At 74.6% G+C, this 16,854-nt stretch carries 14 protein-coding genes; 6 read left to right on the top strand and 8 right to left on the bottom strand.

The window, feature by feature from the left end; genetic code table 11:
- Positions 1–119: 119 nt before the first annotated feature.
- The 5 genes from ACZ6ZI_RS07480 to ACZ6ZI_RS07460 form a co-directional block, all read right to left on the bottom strand.
- A complete protein-coding gene (locus tag ACZ6ZI_RS07480) occupies positions 120–1,664 on the bottom strand; it encodes a nitrosuccinate lyase (protein WP_469517371.1) in 1,545 nt (514 codons plus the stop codon).
- Positions 1,664–3,649, bottom strand: a complete 1,986-nt coding sequence (locus ACZ6ZI_RS07475; protein WP_469517368.1) for an FAD/NAD(P)-binding protein — start codon at positions 3,647–3,649, stop codon at positions 1,664–1,666. The genes ACZ6ZI_RS07480 and ACZ6ZI_RS07475 overlap by 1 nt, the downstream gene beginning before the upstream one ends.
- A 37-nt stretch (positions 3,650–3,686) precedes the next feature.
- Positions 3,687–5,258 carry a class I adenylate-forming enzyme family protein gene (locus ACZ6ZI_RS07470; RefSeq protein WP_469517365.1) on the bottom strand — a complete coding sequence of 524 codons (1,572 nt, stop codon included), beginning with the start codon at positions 5,256–5,258 and terminating at the stop codon, positions 3,687–3,689.
- Between the two features lie 123 nt (positions 5,259–5,381).
- Positions 5,382–5,921 (bottom strand): SRPBCC family protein, encoded by a 540-nt coding sequence (locus ACZ6ZI_RS07465; RefSeq protein ID WP_363054276.1) that lies wholly within the window; start codon positions 5,919–5,921, stop codon positions 5,382–5,384.
- Between the two features lie 133 nt (positions 5,922–6,054).
- The gene (locus tag ACZ6ZI_RS07460; protein ID WP_469517361.1) at positions 6,055–7,029 is read right to left on the bottom strand and encodes an NADPH:quinone reductase; all 975 of its coding nucleotides are present in this window, start codon (positions 7,027–7,029) and stop codon (positions 6,055–6,057) included.
- A 210-nt stretch (positions 7,030–7,239) separates the two neighbouring features.
- Here ACZ6ZI_RS07460 and ACZ6ZI_RS07455 point away from each other — a divergent pair, with 210 nt between their 5' ends.
- The 6 genes from ACZ6ZI_RS07455 to ACZ6ZI_RS07430 all read left to right on the top strand — a co-directional run bounded on the left by ACZ6ZI_RS07455 (position 7,240) and on the right by ACZ6ZI_RS07430 (position 13,216).
- Positions 7,240–7,701 carry a GNAT family N-acetyltransferase gene (locus ACZ6ZI_RS07455; protein ID WP_469517358.1) on the top strand — a complete coding sequence of 154 codons (462 nt, stop codon included), beginning with the start codon at positions 7,240–7,242 and terminating at the stop codon, positions 7,699–7,701.
- Positions 7,702–7,780: 79 nt separating this feature from the next.
- Positions 7,781–8,182 (top strand): hypothetical protein, encoded by a 402-nt coding sequence (locus ACZ6ZI_RS07450; protein ID WP_469517355.1) that lies wholly within the window; start codon positions 7,781–7,783, stop codon positions 8,180–8,182.
- A 5-nt stretch (positions 8,183–8,187) separates the two neighbouring features.
- Positions 8,188–9,402, top strand: a complete 1,215-nt coding sequence (locus tag ACZ6ZI_RS07445; RefSeq protein WP_469517352.1) for an NAD(P)/FAD-dependent oxidoreductase — start codon at positions 8,188–8,190, stop codon at positions 9,400–9,402.
- Positions 9,403–9,605: 203 nt separating this feature from the next.
- The gene (locus ACZ6ZI_RS07440; RefSeq protein ID WP_469517349.1) at positions 9,606–11,132 is read left to right on the top strand and encodes an FAD-binding oxidoreductase; all 1,527 of its coding nucleotides are present in this window, start codon (positions 9,606–9,608) and stop codon (positions 11,130–11,132) included.
- 69 nt (positions 11,133–11,201) lie between these two features.
- Entirely contained in the window at positions 11,202–12,734 is a 1,533-nt protein-coding gene (locus ACZ6ZI_RS07435; protein ID WP_363054270.1) for an APC family permease, read from the top strand.
- A 62-nt stretch (positions 12,735–12,796) separates the two neighbouring features.
- Entirely contained in the window at positions 12,797–13,216 is a 420-nt protein-coding gene (locus ACZ6ZI_RS07430; RefSeq protein ID WP_469517346.1) for a universal stress protein, read from the top strand.
- Positions 13,217–13,256: 40 nt separating this feature from the next.
- Here ACZ6ZI_RS07430 and ACZ6ZI_RS07425 read toward each other — a convergent pair whose 3' ends face one another.
- The 3 genes from ACZ6ZI_RS07425 to ACZ6ZI_RS07415 all read right to left on the bottom strand — a co-directional run bounded on the left by ACZ6ZI_RS07425 (position 13,257) and on the right by ACZ6ZI_RS07415 (position 16,802).
- Positions 13,257–14,048 carry a hypothetical protein gene (locus ACZ6ZI_RS07425; protein ID WP_469517342.1) on the bottom strand — a complete coding sequence of 264 codons (792 nt, stop codon included), beginning with the start codon at positions 14,046–14,048 and terminating at the stop codon, positions 13,257–13,259.
- Positions 14,049–14,122: 74 nt separating this feature from the next.
- Positions 14,123–15,766, bottom strand: a complete 1,644-nt coding sequence (locus tag ACZ6ZI_RS07420) for an FAD-dependent monooxygenase (RefSeq protein ID WP_469517339.1) — start codon at positions 15,764–15,766, stop codon at positions 14,123–14,125.
- Positions 15,767–15,842: 76 nt separating this feature from the next.
- On the bottom strand, positions 15,843–16,802 hold the full coding sequence (locus ACZ6ZI_RS07415) for a LysR family transcriptional regulator (protein ID WP_469517336.1): 960 nt from the start codon (positions 16,800–16,802) through the stop codon (positions 15,843–15,845).
- Between the last annotated feature and the right edge of the window lie 52 nt (positions 16,803–16,854).

The raw sequence follows: 16,854 nt of genomic DNA, 5'->3' as shown, positions 1-16,854 counted from the left end.
GGGGATGGCAAAAGGGGATGGCAAGGGGCACGGCGAAAGGGGGGACGGCACGGGCGTGCCGTGCGGACCGGACGGGGTCCGCACGGCACGCCGGGCGGGGACGGGGCCGTCGGGGACGGTCAGGACCGCAGCGCCCGGTCGACGAGGGCGCCCGCCGCGCCGGTGTACCCGGCCGGGTCGCACAGGGCGGCCACGGCCTCGGGGCTCAGCACCCCCACGAGTTCGGCGGAGCCGGCCAACACCTCGGCCAGCGGCCGGCCCTCGTCGGCGGCCGTGGCGGCGGCCTCGTTCAGCAGCCTCCGCGCCTCGGCCTTGCCCAACCGGGGTGCGAGGACGGCGGCGACCCGCTCCGAGACGACCTGGCCACCGGTCAGGTCGAGGTTGGCGCGCATCCGGTCCGGCCGGACCTCCAGCCCCTCGGCCAGCTCGGCCGCGGTGTACGAGGCCCCGCCGACCAGGCGCAGACACTCGCGCAGCAGCAGCCACTCGGCGTGCCAGGCGCCCGCCGAGCGCTCGTCCTCCGACACCAGCGAGGCCGTCAGGGCCCCCGCGAGCGCCGGCACCTGGAGGGCCGCGCTGCGGATCAGCGTGGACAGCACGGGGTTGCGCTTGTGGGGCATGGCGGAGGAGCTGCCCCGTCCGGCGCCGCCCGGCTCGGCGACCTCGCCGACCTCGGTGCGGGCCATCCCCTGGACGTCCACGGCGATCTTGCCGAGGGCGCCCGCGGTGAAGGCCAGCGCCGCCGCCAGGTCCGCGAGCGGGGTGCGCAGGCTGTGCCAGGGAAGCACCGGCCGCGCCAGACCCGTCTCGGCGGCGTACGCGGCGGTCAGCCGGTCGTAGTAGGAGCCCGGCTCGTGCAGGCCGCCGGGGCCGTCCGCGGCGTCGAGCACCGCGTACTGGACGTACCCGGCCACCGTGCCGGCCGCGCCGCCCAGGGAGACGGGCAGTCCCTGCTCCTGGACCCGGATCAGGCGCTGCTCGGCCTCCTTGACCAGCCGCAGCCAGCCCGCCGCCTTCAGACCGAAGGTGGTCGGCACGGCCTGGAGGGCCATGGTCCGGCCCGCGATCAGGGTGTCGCGGTGTTCCCCGGCGAGGACGGCCAGCGCCTTGGCGGTGCGTTCCAGGTCGTCCCGTACGAGGGCCAGGGCGCGGAACGCCACCAGCATGGCCCCGGTGTCGAAGATGTCCTGGCTGGTGGAGCCCCGGTGGACGTACTCGGCGGCCTCCGGGGCGTCGGAGGCGACCACCGCCGTCAGCGCCCGGACCAGCCCGACGACCGGGTTCGCGGTCTCCCGGGCTGCCAGGGCCAGGGCGCGCAGGTCCAGCCGTTCGGCGCGGGCCGCCTCCGTGATGGCGTCGGCGGCCGGCCACGGCAGGGTGCCCAGCCGGGCCTGGGCCCGGGCGAGGGCGGCCTCGGCGTCCAGCATGGCCTGGAGCCAGGCCGGGTCGCCGGTCGCCGCCTCGACGGGGGTGCCGGCGCGCACCGGTGACAGGAGCCCCGCGTCGGGGGCGACGGCCGGGCCGGTCGGACCGGCCGCGGTCGCGACCCCGTCGGGACTTCCCGTCGCCCGGACGCCCCCGGCGCCGCGGGAGCCGGCGGGCCCCGTGGACCCGGCCGCGCCCACCAGGCGCAGCCCGCCCGTACCGCCCAGGCCGCCCGGCATCAGACGATCACTCCCGTGAGGTCGGTGCCCGCGTCCACCGGCGCCAGCCCGGTGGGCACGTGCGTGACCGTCGGCAGCGACAGCACCGCGCGGGCGATGGCGTCCGAGTCGCCGAGGGTGACCGAGTCGACGCCCGGACGGATGCCGGCCGCCGTCACCCAGTGCACGGATTCGGTGGGCACCCCGTAGGCGAACCGCCTCGGGTGCGCCCGGCCGCGCGCGTCGAGCATGTGGAACGGCCGCTCGGTGACGGCGAGGCCGCCGGTCTCGTAGCTGCCGCCCTGCTGGGCCTCGATGCGGTACGGGGTCGCCTGGTCGGTGTCGAGCAGGTGGCGCAGCAGCGGGTCGGCGGTGCGCCGCAGGTCCGGCTCGGGCAGTCGGGCCTCGATCAGCGCGGTCGCGCGGATCGCCGGGCCGGGCACCACGGAGGACTCGGCGACGTAGAGCTGCGCGGTGGTGTCGATGCGCACCTGCACGCCGGGGCCGAGGATCGTCAGGACACCGGCCTCGATCAGCGCGGCCATCTCCTCGATGCGCGAGGCCGGCGGGCCGATCGACAGGAAGGCGTTGAGCGGGGTGTACCAGCCCTCCAGGTCGTCGCGGTGCGAGGTGCCCTCCAACCCGCCGTGGTCGACGGCGAGGCGGATCTCGTTGCGCAGGTCGCGCAGGACGTCGAGGGCCGCCTTCACGGGACCGCTGACGTTGCCCTCCTTCGCGGCGACGACGTCGCGCGCCAGGTACTCCAGCAGCCAGGCCGTGAAGTCCTCGCGGCCGGTGAACTCCCGGTCGCCGTACGGGCGCGAGAGCCGCTCCCAGTCCCAGTGGTCCGCCGCCTCGATGCCGTGGCCGGCCAGCAGGGGCGCCGGGTCGGCGTCGGGCTCCAGCGCGAGGTAGGCCTCGGTGAACGCCTCGCGCGCCGAGGCCCGTCCGCGCCGCTCCAGGAGGGTGGCGTAGTAGACGCTCTCGACCTCGCGGGAGATCAACGGCCACAGGTCGCCGCCGAAGGTGACGGGCGTGCCGTCCGCGGCGTCGCGCTTGAGCGCGGCGATGAACTCGGGGGTGAGCAGCCTCGGGTGGTAGCGCCCGTGGGCGCCCTTCTCGTTCTCGCCGCGCGCGTGGTAAGGGATCCCGCGCCGGGAGAAGGCGTACAGCCGGGGCTCCTGCCCCGAGGCCCGGTAGACGAGCCGCTCGCCCTCGCGGACGAACTCCCCGCCGCGGCCCGCCGTCAGCAGCGCCATGTGGTCGAAGAAGTTCAGTCCCAGACCGCGCAGCAGGACGTTCTGGCCGGCCTGGATGCCGCTCAGGTCGAGGTCGGCCGGGTTGGCCGGGGTCAGGTACGTCAGGTGGTGGATCCGGGCCAGGCTCGCGGTGCGGGCCTCGCGGCTGGTCAGTCGGGCCGCCACGTGCCCCTGGGCCATCACGATGGCGTCCAGGGCGTTCAGGCGGACCCCGTCCTCCAGTCGGACGCCCTGCGGGCCGCCGGGCACGCCGTGGGTGTCGGCCATGGCCACGGCCCGGGTGCGGTGCACGTGCACGGTGACGTGGCCCGGGGCGCCCTCGACGACCCGCCGGAAGCAGTCGGCGAGGTAGGTCCCGTAGAAGGCCCGCGTCGGGTACGTGTTGGGGCCCATCCGGCGGGCCTCGGCGAGGGTGGCCTCGTCGTGGCTCTCGCGGTCGCCGAGCAGCGCCAGGCCCTGCGCCCACTCGTAGAGGCTCGGCCCCGGCTCGATGGGGCCGTCGATGCGCACGCTGTCGTCCGTGAACACGGTGATCTGCGAGGCGACGGTGTTCATCAGCAGCTGCCGGGACTGGGCGGTGCGCCACACGGTCCCGGCGCCCGGCGCCGAGGGGTCCACGACGTGGATGACGACGGCTTCGCGCGAGGGCGCGGTCCGCTCGGCGGCCATCAGCCGCTCCAGGACCGACAGTCCGCGCGGCCCGGCGCCGATGACGGCGAGCTCGATCCGGCTCTTCTTGGCAGTCATGTGGGGGTGCTCCTTTCCCGCGTCGGTGCGCGAGGCGTCAGTGGGCGGATTCCCGGTCGCCGAGCAGGCGGGCCAGCTCCAGGCGCTTGATCTTGGTGGTGGCGGTCTGCGGAAGGTCCTCCAGCCGCCACTGCACGGGCTCTGCCAACGGCGGCAGGTCGGCCACGGCCGCCTTCCAGGCGACCGCGTCGAGCGGCTTGTCGTCGCGGGTGCTCACCACGGGCACGGCGGTGCCGTCGGGGCCGGGGATGATGATGACCTCGACCAGCTCGGGCACGCGGGTGAAGAGCTTGTCCTCGATCTCCAGGGTGCTGCGGACCCCCGGGATCTCGTCGACCTCGCGGTCCAGCAGGTGCAGGCAACCCCACTTGGTGCGGTAGCCGACGTCGCCCATGCGCCACCAGCCGTCGTTGACCTGCTTCTCCCAGCGCGCGTGCTCGCCGAGGTAGCTGATGATCCGTCCGTCGCTGCGGACCTCGATCCAGCCCGGGTTGTCCCGGTCCGGCGGGTTGCCGTCGCGGCTGACGACCCGTACGCCCGTCATGCCGGGGAAGGGGACGCCCATGCAGCGGCCGTTGAAGTCGGCGCCGTCCTTGGGGGAGTACGTACGGGCGGCGATCGGGCCGACCTCGCTCTGGCCGTAGGCCTGGGCGAAGCGGCGGTTCTTGCGGGCGGAGGCCTGGAGCAACCGGTTGACGGTCCGGGGGTGGATCGCGTCGAAGGTGCTGGAGAAGTACTTGACGTTGGCCAGCGGCCGGCGCGGGTCCTCGGCGAGCACCTCCCAGCGCAGGAAGGTGTTGGGGTGCGCCTCGATGAAGCCGGGCGGCACCTGGCTGAACAGCTCGCCGACCGTCTCCGGGTCGTCGTCGCGCAGCACGATCAGGGGGTGTCCCTGGAGGACGGCGATGGGCATCGCCGTGAACATCCGCGAGTGGACGAACGACACGTGCACCGCGATCGGTTCGCTGCGCCGGACCGCGGAGGCGACGACGGTCGCCTGCGGCCGGTAGCGGGCCTGGAAGCTGGTGCCGGTGTGCACGGCGAGCTTCGGGGTGCCGGTGGTGCCGGAGGTGTGCGTGATCAGGGTGGGGTGGTCGGCAGGCATGGCGACCGCCGGCACCCGGGGGGCTCCGGCGAGCGACGCGAAGGTGGTCGCGCCGTCGAACTCGCCGGAGGCGAGCAGCACCTTGCGGGAGAGGGTGAGCACCTCGGCCGGCAGCGAGTTCTCCAGCTTCTCCTGGTCGGTCACCAGGAAGGGCCGTCCCACGCGGCGCAGCAGTTCGGCGACCGTCGCCCCGTCGAGCTTGGGCGACAGCAGGACCGGGACCGCGCCGATGCGGGCGATCGCGCAGGCCAGCAGGGTGATGTCGAAGCCGTCGCCCTTGTGCACCACGACGTGGTCGCCGGGGCGGACCTCCACCGACCACAGTCGGGAGGCCAGTTCGGCCACCAGCTCGGACACCTCGGTGAGCGTGGCCCGCCGACCGAACTCCGGGGCGATGTCGAGGTCGTGGTCGAGGACCACGAAGTTGCCGGGGTGCCGGGCGGCGGCGCGGTCGAACAGCGTGCCGAGGCGAATTCCCTTGTTACCTATGCGCTGGAGAAACATCCGTCACTCTCTCGTGTTTGAATTCCCGGTGGCGAATTCTCTACGGGGATCTTCGAAGAAATTCGGTGGTCATGTGCAGGCCGTCGAGGAACGGGATTCCCGCCGGCGGGAACCCGATTCCGTTCAGCCCTTCTCGATGACGTCCCGAATGCGGACGAGAGTGGCGTCGAGGTCCTTCTCCAGCTTCGCGGTCCAGTCCTCCACGAAACGCCTGCGGCCGTCCTCGTCGAGGTCGGCGACGATCTTGTGGATGCCGGCGGTCGCCTTGCCCATGCGGAAGTGGTGGGTGAGCGTGGTGCCCGAGCCGTCGGCCTCGACGTCGAAGCCCCAGATGCTCTCCTGGTCCTCCTGGGCGTGCGTCAGCATCATCCAGCGGAAGGTCCGGCCCTGCTCGGCCGCCGTGACGCGGGCGTCGGTGTACCAGGTGCCGCGGACCAGCGGGGCCCAGGCGACGACCTGCTCGCTGCGGAGGTTCTCGCCGCGGAAGATGGAGCCGACCTGCGACGGCTCGCCGGAGATCCACTCGCCGCCCATGCACTCCGGGCTCCACTCGGCGCTGCGCGGCAGGTCGCTGACGACCGCGTAGACCTCTTCGGGGGTGGCGTTCACGTGAATGCGGGCGTCGAGTTCGAAGAGCGGGGAGGTTTCGATGATGTTCGTCATGGCTGAAATCCTGTCTTTATCCATCGGGGCGGTCAACGGGCGAAAACGAGATCCGTCAGGTTCGTTTTTCCGGGGAAGTGCATCGCAAGAGGGAATGAATTCTCAGGGGAGGTTCCGGGGGTTCGCGGTGGTTTCAGGAGACGCGCAGGACGAGCTTCCCGCGCACCCGACCCTCGTCGAGCCGGCGGTGCGCCGTACCCGCCTCGCTCAGCGGCAGCACCTCGGTCGCGTGCGGCTTCAACACCCCCTCGGCCAGCAGCCGGTTGATGTTCGCCGCCGCGTCGGCCAGCTCCGGGGCCCGGGCGTGGGAGATGGCGAACCCGTGCACCGAACGGTCCTGGAGGTACAGGGCCCCGGCCGGCAGCACCGGCCGCGTGCGCAGCCCCGCGAGGATCACGATCCGGCCGCGCGAGGCCAGCAGGTCCACCGCCGTCTCCAGGTCGTTGCGGCCCGAGGTGTCGATGTGCAGGTCCACCCCGTCCGGCGCGAACCGTCGCACCTCGGCCGGCACGTCCTGCGTCCGGTAGTCGACCACGTGCGAGGCGCCGAGCGAGCGGACGTACGCGGCGTCCCGCCCGGAGGCGACCGCGATCACCCGGGCACCCGCCCGTACGCCCATCACCACCGCGGCGCTGCCCACGTTCCCGGCGGCCCCGAGGACGAGCACCGTCTCGCCGGCCCGGACCCGCCCGTGCGTGAACAGGGCCAGGTGGGCGGTGGCCGCGGGATGGGCGAGGGCCACCGCGTCGACGGCGTCCACGCCCGGCGGCAGGTGGTACAGCCGGTCCGCGGGGACGACCACCCGCTCCGCCGCCGCGCCCTGCCGGCCCGCGTGCCCGAGGCTGTTGCACCAGACCCGGTCGCCCGGGGCGAAGCCCGGCGCCTCCGGGCCCGCCGCCACCACGGTGCCCACCAGGTCCCGCCCGATGACGAAGGGGAACGGCACCGGCGTCCGCCAGGCACCCGAACGCACGAAGGTGTCCACGTGGTTGACGGCCGTGACCTCGACGTCGACCAGCACCTCGTCGTCTCCGGGCACGGGCGGGGGCAGTTCGCCGTGGCGGATGACGTCCGGAGGGCCGAGTTCATCTATGTAGGCAGCTCGCATGTCCCGGAGTCTGGTGGCGAAAAGGCGCCCCGGGGTGGCCGGAGCCGATCAACGCCCGAGGTCCGTCACCTCCCCGGCGCTGGTGTGTCACCTCCCCGCCCCGGCGCCCCCGCCGGCCGTCCCGGTTCCGTCAAGTCCCGTCGGAACACGTCAAGTCGCACGCGGTCGGCGCTCCAGCGCCCGTCCGGCCGACCCTCCTAGCCTGCCGACATGACCACGCCCGTGACCCTGCGCCGGCTTCCCGCCGGCGACCCCAGGATCGGCTCCGACGTCGGCCCGCTCATCAGGACCCTGCGGCCCGCGCTCGACGCCGAGGGCTTCGAGCGCTTCAGCGCCGAAGCCCAGGCACAGGGCCTGGAGTTCACCGCCGCCTACGACGAGTCCGACCGCTGCCTCGGCGTCGCCGGCCACCGCGTCCTCGCCACCAGCCGCGGCCGGGTGCTGTTCGTCGACGACCTCGTCACCGACCCCCGACTGCGCTCCGCGGGCATCGGCGAACGGCTCCTCGACGAGCTGAAGTCGTTGGCCCGCGCCCGGGACTGCGTACGGATCGAACTGGACTCGGGCGTCACCAACCAGCGCGCCCACCGGTTCTACCACCGGCACGCGCTGACCATCAGGGCCCTGCACTTCGCCGTCGACACCAACGGGGCGCCGGGCGCCGGCCGATAACCGGCCACACCCGCCCGCCCTTCCCGGTCCTTGCCGGTTCTTGGTCACGCCCTGCGCGAGGCCCCCCACGCTGACCCACATGAACCAGCACGTTTCCGCCACGGCCCGCCGCACCCCCGCGTCGCGGACCGCCGCACCCGACCGCGTCCGCGTCCTCGTCCGGGCCCTGCGCAAGGACATCGAGGCCGCCCACTGGACGCCCACGCCCCTCGAACACCGGCTCTGCGAGCTGCTGCTCACCGCCTCCGCCGGCGACGGCACCCTCACCGCCCCCCGGGTGCGGGCCGCGCTCGCCGAGGGGACCATGACCCTGATCCACGAGAACGACGGCCGCCTGGCCGGCCTGCTGGGATCCCTGTTGCCCCTGCTCACGGGCCCCGGCGCCGACCCCGCGACCGTCGGGGCCGTGGACGAGGCGCACGCCCTGCTGGACCTGATCACCCGGCCCGCCGCCCTCCACGCCGCCCGCGCGGGAGGCTGAGGCCGATGCCGGACATCCTCGTCGTCGGCGGGGGGTTCGCCGGGGTGTGGGCCGCCGCCGCGGCCGTCCGCGCCCTGCGCGCGGCGGGCGCCGACCACAGCGTCGGCCTGGTCAGCCCCGGGGACGACCTCGTCCTGCGCCCGCGCCTGTACGAAGCCGAACCCCACACCATGCGCGTCCCGCTCGACCGCGTCCTGGGCCCCGTCGGGGTCCGCCGCACCTCCGCGACCGTCACGGGCCTCGACACCGACGGGCGCCGGATCACCGCCCTCGACGCGAGCGGCCGCGCCCTCGGCCTGCGCTACGAGCGGCTCGTCCTGGCCAGCGGGAGCCGACTGGAAAGACCGGCCCTGCCCGGCGCCGACCTGCTGTTCGACGTGGACTCCCTGGAGACCGCCACCGCCCTCGACACCCACCTGCGCGGCCTGCCCGCACTCGGCCCCGGGCCCGGCCGGTACACGGCCGTGGTCGTCGGCTCCGGCTTCACCGGCCTGGAGACGGCCACCGAACTCGTCGGCCGGCTGCGGGCGCTCGCCGCCCCGCACGGAGCCGCCGCCGAGGTCCGCGTGCTGCTCCTCGAACGCGCCGACACCCTCGCGCCCGGCCTCGGCCCCGGGCCCCGCCCGGTGATCGCCGGGGCGCTGGAGACCCTCGACGTCGAAACCCGGCTGAACACCTCGTTGGCCCGGGTCGAACCCGACGCCGCCGTCCTGTCCGACGGCACCCGGCTGCCCGCCCGTACCGTCGTGTGGACCGGCGGGGTCCGCGCCAGCGCCCTGACCGCCCTGCTCCCGGCCGGCCGGGACGCGCTCGGACGCCTGGAGGTCGACGCGTTCCTGCGGGTCCGCGGCGTCCCCGGGGTGTACGCGGCCGGGGACACCGCCGCCGCGCGCGCCGACTCCGGCCACACCACGCTGCCGAGCTGCCAGTACGCCATCCCGCTCGGCAAGCACGCCGGGCACAACGCCGCCGCGGACCTCACCGGCGCCGCGCCGCTGCCCTTCGCCCCCGCCCCCTACGTCACCACCCTGGACCTCGGTGCCGCGGGCGCGGTGTCCACCACCGGCTGGGAACGCACCGTACGGCTGACCGGCCCCGAGGCCAAGACCCTCAAGCGGACCCTGACCGCCCAGTGGATCAGGCCGCCGATGGACGACGCCGAGGAACTCCTGCGCCAGGCGGACCCGGCCTTCCGCACCCGCCGCGCCGCCACCGCCTGAGCCAACGCCCGAGCCACCGCCCCGAGGTCCGCCCCCGAGCCCCCCGAGGCCCCCGCGACCCACCCCCCGAACCCCGCGAAGGGGCACGCCCCGAACCGGCGTGCCCCCGAGCGCACCACCCGCACCACCCGCACCCGCACCACCCGCACCCGCACCACCCACCCACCCCGCACGGCCCTTCACGAGAACCCGGAGACCCGCACATGATCAGCAGACGGACCGTCCTCAGAGCCGGCGCCGCGACCGGCGCCACCGCCTTCGCCGCCTCCGGCATGGCCTTCGCCGGCGCGGCCTTCGCCGGTGGTCCCGCCCCGCTCGCCACCCTGCGCGCCCGGCTGACCGGCACCCTCGTCCTGCCGACCGACGCCGGCTACGACCAGGCCAAGCAGCTCCAGATGGCGCGCTACGACGTGATCCGCCCGCAGGCCGTCGCCTACTGCGCCAACAGCGCCGACGTCGTCCACTGCGTCCGCTTCGCCCAGGACCACGGCCTGCCCGTCGCCGTCCGCAGCGGCGGCCACAGCCAGGCCGGCTACTCGACCACCACCGGCCTCGTCATCGACGTCTCCCGGCTCAACTCCATCCGCCCCGGCCGCGGCACCGTCCGCCTCGGCCCCGGCAGCCAGGGCGTCGACATCCTCAACACCCTCGCCCCCCTCGGCCTCCAGCTCGGCTCCGGAACCTGCCCCACCGTCGCCGTCGGCGGCTGGGTCCAGGGCGGCGGCCTCGGACTGACCGCCCGTGCCTTCGGCATGGGCAGCGACCGGCTGGTGTCCGCCCGGGTCGTCCTGGCCGACGGCTCGATCGTCGACGCGTCCGCCGACTCCCACCCCGACCTGTACTGGGCCCTGCGCGGGGGCGGCGGAGGCAACTTCGGCGTGCTCACCGACGTCGAGCTGCGCCCCGTCTCCGTGCCCTCCATGAGCGTGTACAACCTCACCTTCGACGGGGCCCACGCCGCCGACGTGATCCTCGCCTGGCAGGACTGGATCACCGAGGGCCCCCGCGAGCTGGCCTCCGAACTGCTCGTCCTGCTCCCCGAGGACTCGCCCGAGGGCACCGCCCCGACCGTCGTGGTCTCCGGCGCGTACCTGGGCGCGCAGAACGTCGCCGACCGCCACCTGGACCGCCTCGTCCGGGCCGCCGGCCGGCCCACCGCGAGCCGCGAGGTCACGGAGCTCCCGTACCAGCGGGCCATGATGAAGGTGTACGGCTGCTGGGACGCCACCGTCGAGGAGTGCCACCGCATCGGCTACTCACCCCGCGCCCGCCTGCCCCGCGAGAACTACGCGACCTACCGCAACGTCTACTTCAACCAGCGGTGGAGCCGCGCCACGGCCGAAGCCGCGCTGGCCGTCCTGCACACCGACCCCCAGCCCGGCCAGTTCCGCTTCCTGGGCCTGTTCTCCTACGGCGGCCGGATCAACGACGTCGCGCCCGGCGCCACCGCCTTCGTCCACCGCGACGTGCTGTTCGAGGCGGGCTTCCAGGTCGGGCTCACCGTCCCCGACCCGGCCCGAGAGCAGCGCGAACGGGCCCAGGCCTGGGTGGACGGCGGCTACGGAACCCTCTACCCGCGCTCCAGCCGCCGCTCGTACCAGAACTACATGGACCCGGCGCTCACCAACTGGCGCGAGGCCTACTACGGCCGCAACTACGCCCGCCTGCAGAGCGTCAAGCGGACCTACGACCCGCACCGCTTCTTCCGCTTCGCCCAGTCCATCGACTGAGGCCGCCGCACGTCGCCCGTCGGGCGGCCCCGCCTCGCGCGGCGGGGCCGCGTACCCGACGATGCCTACATGGACGACGACGGCGCAGGCGGCGGGCCGGGCCGGGGCACCGCCGACCGGCTGCCCCCACCCGAGGCCGAGCCCGGCCTGAAGGCGGACGCGATCGGCTTCCTCGACGCGTTGGTCATCGGCCTCAACTCCACCTCCCCGGCCTACTCCCTGGCCGCGGTCATCGGCCCCATCGTGGCCCTGGCCGGGGTCTACGCGCCCGGCGTGATGCTCGCGTCCTTCGTCCCGATGCTGCTGATCGCCGCCGCGTTCTACTACCTGAACAAGGTCGACCAGGACTGCGGGACCACCTTCTCCTGGGTGACCCGCGCCATGGGGCCCTGGGCGGGCTGGCTCGGCGGTTGGGCCATCACGATGACCGGCGTCCTGGTCATCGGCTCGCTCGCCGACGTGGCCGTGCACTTCGGACTGCTCGCCGCCGGCCTCGACGGCTGGGCCGCGAACGAGTGGATCCGCCAGGGCCTCACGGTCGCGGTGATCCTCGCCATGACCGCCGTCTGCGTCATCGGTACCGAGATGTCCGCCCGCCTCCAGGACGTCCTGATCCTGGCCCAGGTGTTCTTCCTGCTGGTCTTCGCCGTGGTCGCCCTCTACCGGGTCTACGCCGGCACCGACACCCTCGACGGCACCACCCCCTCCCTCGGATGGCTCAACCCCTTCGGCGCCGGCGGCACCGCCCTCACCGGCGGCCTGCTGCTCGGCGTCTTCATCTACTGGGGCTGGGAGTCGGCCGTGAACCTCACCGAGGAGGTCCACGACTCCGCGACCGCCCCCGGCAAGGCGGGCATCTGGTCGACCGTGGTCCTCCTGGTCACCTACCTGTCCGTCGGCTACGCGGTCGTCGCCTACGCGGGCACCCGATTCCTCGCCGAGAACGCCGGCGAGGAGGAGGCCGTCTTCGCCGTCCTCGCCCACGAGGTCATGGGCGGCTGGGACTGGGTGGTGCTCCTCGCGGTCTGCACCTCCGCGCTCGCCTCCACCCAGACGACGATCATCCCCGCCTCGCGGACCGCGCTGTCCATGGCCCGCCGCCACGCGCTGCCCCCGCGGCTGGCCCACATCCACCCGCGCTTCCGCACCCCCGAGGTCAGCACCTGGTGGGTGGCCGGCATCGCCATCGCCTGGTACGTCGTCGTCAACCGGATCAGCGAGAACGCCCTCCTGGACTCCCTGACGGCGCTCTCCCTGCTCATCGCCTTCTACTACGCGCTCACCGGCCTGGCCTGCGCCGTCTACTACCGCCGCCACCTGCTGGAGAGCGCGCACAACCTGCTGCTGATCGGCGTCGGCCCCCTCGTCGGCGCCGGTCTGCTGGCCTGGCTGCTCGTCGAGTCCATCGGCGACATGTCGAACCCGGAGAACTCGGCCGGCGGCGTGGCCTGGTTCGGACTCGGGCCGCCGCTCGTCATCGGGATCGGCATCGCCGTCGTCGGCGTGCTCCTCATGTGCTTCTGGCGGGTCCGCGACGGCCGGTTCTGGCAGGAGCGGCGCGGCGTCGTCGACCCGGCGCTGGTGCACCGCAGGAAGACCTGACGCGCGGCAGACCACGACCCCGATCACGACCCCGATCACGACCGAGGAGCCGAGGAGACCCGATGTCCGTGGTCCTGGGATACGACGAATCACCGGGCGCCGAACGCGCCCTGAGGGTGGCCCTGGAGGTGGCCTCCGCCTTCGGGGAACCGCTGGTCCTCGTCTACGGCGCCGCCGCCCCCGGCTCCGGCGGGGAGGAGTACCGCGCCCACCAGGAGGCCGTCCGCCAGGCCGGGCGCAGCGCCCTCGCGCGGGCCGTCGCCGCCGCCGACGAGGCCGGGGTGCCCTCGACCGTCGAGGTGGTCGACGAGAAGCCGGCGCAGGCCCTGCTCGACGCCGCCGAACGCCACGGGGGCCGGGTCATCATCGTCGGCAGCTGGGGCGACAGCCCGCTGCGCGGCGCCCTGCTCGGCTCGACCCCGCACAAGCTCCTGCACCTGTCCCGGGTGCCGGTGCTGTGCGTGCCGACCGAGGAGCCGTAGCGCGGCGCGCCGCGGGCGCCAGGGGCCCTGGGCAGTACACCTAGGCGGCGAGTCCCTCGGAGAGCTTCTTCCACTGCGCCGTGACGATCTCCTGCGGGACCCCGCCGAAGTCGTGCGTGGCGATGATGCTGGAGTCGAAGGACAGGGTCACCGAACCGGTGCGGACCACCGTCAGGTACTGGTACAGGGAGATCTTCTCGTCCTTCAGGTCCTGCGTCACGATCCGGTAGGCGCGGGCCTCGTCGCCGATCGCGGGGGCCTTGACCTCCTCGACGCGCAGCACCTTGGCCTCGGCCAGGGCCCGGTCCTCGGTGTAGCCGCCCGCGCACTGCCTGCCGGCCTCCGCCAGCGAGGCCAGGGCCGCCTTGGCCGCGGTCTCGTGCGGGTAGGAGCGCAGCAGGATCGCCGTGCCCACCTCCAGCGGCTTCTCGGGGACGAGCACGGTGCCGTACGCCTGGGCCGTGTGGCCCGCCTTGCTCAGGGTGCTCAGGGGCGTGCACACGACCGGGACGGCCTCGTACATCTCGCTGAAGGGCTCGTCGAGGACCGGCTCGGAGACCTGGTAGCGGCCGATCCGGGTCGCCGGCGCCACCAGCAGTTCCTTCAGCCGGTCCGCGGCCGGGCCCGGGGTGCCGACGGGGCTCGGGCTCGCCGGGGCCGAGGGGCTCGCGGCGGCGCTCGCACCGCCGCCCGCCGCGGCCGGCGTCGCCGGGGCCCCGGCCGCGGCGGGCTCCGAGCCCCCCGCGCATCCGGCCGTCGCGGCCACCAGGGCCGCACCCACGGCGAAGCCCGCCACCCGCCGTGCCGCTCCGCCGATACCCACCACGCGCATGCCGTTCCCGCCCCCGTCGATCGTTTCGAAAGGCCGATTGTGCAGCATGCCCGCCGCGCGCCGGCCGGCGGGAGTCAGTCCGCGAAGACGCGGGCCAGGTACGCGGCCACGCCCTCGGCCGTCGGAGGATGGACGCGGGCGCCGACGTAGCCGTCCGGGCGCACCACGAACGCGGTCGGCCCGTTCACCCCGTAGGCGCGGGCGAACTCGCCCCGGGCGTCGCGGTACACGGGGAACGCGGCAGCCCCGGCGGGCGCGGTCCCGCCCTCGGTGAGGACCGCGTACGCCGTGAGCCGTCCCGGCGGCAACCCGGCCGCCCACGCGGCGAGTTCCGGGAGCCGGGGGTCCGGTGCGCCGTCCGTGTACAGCAGCAACACGTGATCACGGTCGCGCAGCAGGTCGTGCAGGCGCAGGGGGAAGGCGGGGATCGCGCCGCGCAGCCCGCCGCAGTCGGGGGCGCGCGCGCCGGGCCGCGGACCGGGCCCGGCGGGCCCGTCGCCGTCGGGTTCCGGGGGGACGAGCGGGCCGTCGGGGTAGCCGACCAGGAGCTGCGCCTCGCGCAGCAGCGGGGTGGTCGCGTCCGCCGGGTCGACGTCCATGCCCTCGCGGGCGTGGCGCACGGTCCGCCCGACCACCTCCTCGCCGACGGGCCGGCGCTCGGCGTCGTAGCTGTCGGGCAGGTCCGCGCGGGCGGACCCCTCGACGGCGAGCGCGAGCTTCCAGGCCAGGTTCCAGGCGTCCTGGATCCCGGTGTTCATGCCCTGCGCGCCCGTCGGGGGATGGATGTGCGCCGCGTCCCCGGCGACGAAGACGCGGCCCCGCCCGTACCGGTCCACGATCCGGTGGCTGATCCGGAAGACGGAGGCCCAGCGCAGGTTCCGCGCGGTCACCGGCTGCGGTGACAGCCGGTCCAGAACGGCCTGGATGTGGGGGAGTCCGGGGGCCCGGTCGCCCTCCAGGCCGTGTACGACGCCGTCCCCGCCGGCCGGGGGCGCCTGCGCGGGGGCCAGCTCGGGCGGCACCATCATCGACATCCGGTAGCGCCCCGGTCCGGGCAGCGGGACGCACACCAACACGTCGTCGGGGCGGTCGCGGTGGTCGAGGTGCGTGGAGCGCAGCGCCCAGCCGTCGGGCAGGTCCCAGTCGACCTCCACGTCCCCGAGCATGTACTCCTCGGGGAAGGCCCCGCCGGCGAAGTCCAGGCCCAGCCCCTTGCGGACGGTGCTGTGCGCCCCGTCGCAGCCCACGAGGTAGCGGGTGCGCAGCTCCTCCTCCCCGTCGGGGCCCAGGAGTCGGGCGGTGACCCCGTCGGCGTCCTGCGCGAACCCGACGAGTTCGGTGCCGCGCTCGATCCGGGTCCCGAACCGGGCGAGGAACTCCTCCAGGATCCGTTCGGTCTCGTACTGCGGCATCGCCGCGAACCCGTAGGGCACCTCGGGCGGCAGGGCGAGCTCGATCCGGCCGCGTTCGACGCCGCCCACGTACAGGAGCTGCCCGCGCAGCGGGACGGCCACCTCCAGCGCCTCCCGGACCAGGCCCGCGCGGTCCCACAGTTCCAGCGTGCGCGGTTGTACGCCGACGGCCTTCGCGTACGGCAGCCGCGCGGGCAGCCGGTCCACCAGGCGGCAGGCCACCCCCCGCCGACGCAGTTCCACCGCCGCGGTCAGGCCCACCGGGCCCGCACCCGCGACCAGTACGTCCGCCGTCTCGCCGTGCACCCTTCCATGGTGGCCTCGCCCGCCGGCGGCGGCCACCGCAGTGCGGTGCGGGGGCCGGCGGGGCCCGCGCGCCCGGTCAGTCGAGCGCCGGATGCGCCTCGGGGTGGGCGTTCCACCACGCCTGGTGGAAGGGGTGGTTGCCGACGTTGGCGAGGTGGGCCCGGGCGGCGGCGCGGTAGAGCAGCGCCGCCTGTTCCGCCGACAGCGCGGAGCGCATCCAGGCGAGCCGGATGCGGCCCGTGACGGGGGAGCCGACCAGCGGTCGCATCACCGTGCCGGGAACGTCGGGGGCCGTGGGCTGGCTCAGGGAGACGGCCCGGCCCGCCGCGATCAGGTCGTAGTGCATCTTGCGGTCCGTGATCCGGTGGCGCAGCAGCGGGGTGAACCCCGCCGCGGCGCAGGCGGCGGACAGGGCCTCGGGGCCGCCGTCGTCGTCCTCGACGAGGGCCATCCAGGTCTCCCCGGCCAGGTCGGGCAGGGCGATGCGGTCCAGGGCGGCGAGCGGGTGGCGGGCCGAGACGCGGATGCAGAACGGCTCCTTGGCGACCAGGGTCCGGGCCCGGGCGCCTTCCGGCAGCGGCACCTCGTGGTCGCCCACCTCCCCGTACACGATGGCGTCGTACCGCCCGGCGCCCAGCATCCGGGTCAGCGTCGTCACCGAGTCCTCCAGGTCGACGGTGATCTCCCGGCCGGACATGGACCGGTCCGTCTGCGCGAGGAGACCGTCGAGCAGCACCAGCAGGATGCATCCCAGCCGCAGCGGTGTGCCGTCGGCCACCGCCCGGGCCTCCGCGCCCAGCGCGTCCATCTCGTTCAACACCCGGCGCGCCTTGGCGAGGACGAACTGGCCCAGTGCCGTGGGCTCGACGCCGGCCCGGCCCCGGACGAACAACTCCCCGCCGGTGACCCGCTCGATGCGCCGCAGTTGGGCCGAGAGCGCCGGCTGTGACACGCCGAGCCGGCGTGCCGCGCCCCCCAGGCTGCCCGCTTCCGCGATCCGGCAGACGGCTTGCAGATGTCTCAACTCCAGCTGCATCCCGGCAGCGTACGAGAGCGCCGCACCGCCGACCATAACTCCGGCCTTATGC

This window comes from Streptomyces sp. NPDC103540 (assembly GCF_055584445.1).
The sequence above is the reverse complement of the archived record's forward strand: the minus strand, read 5'-3'. Positions and strand labels throughout refer to the sequence as shown.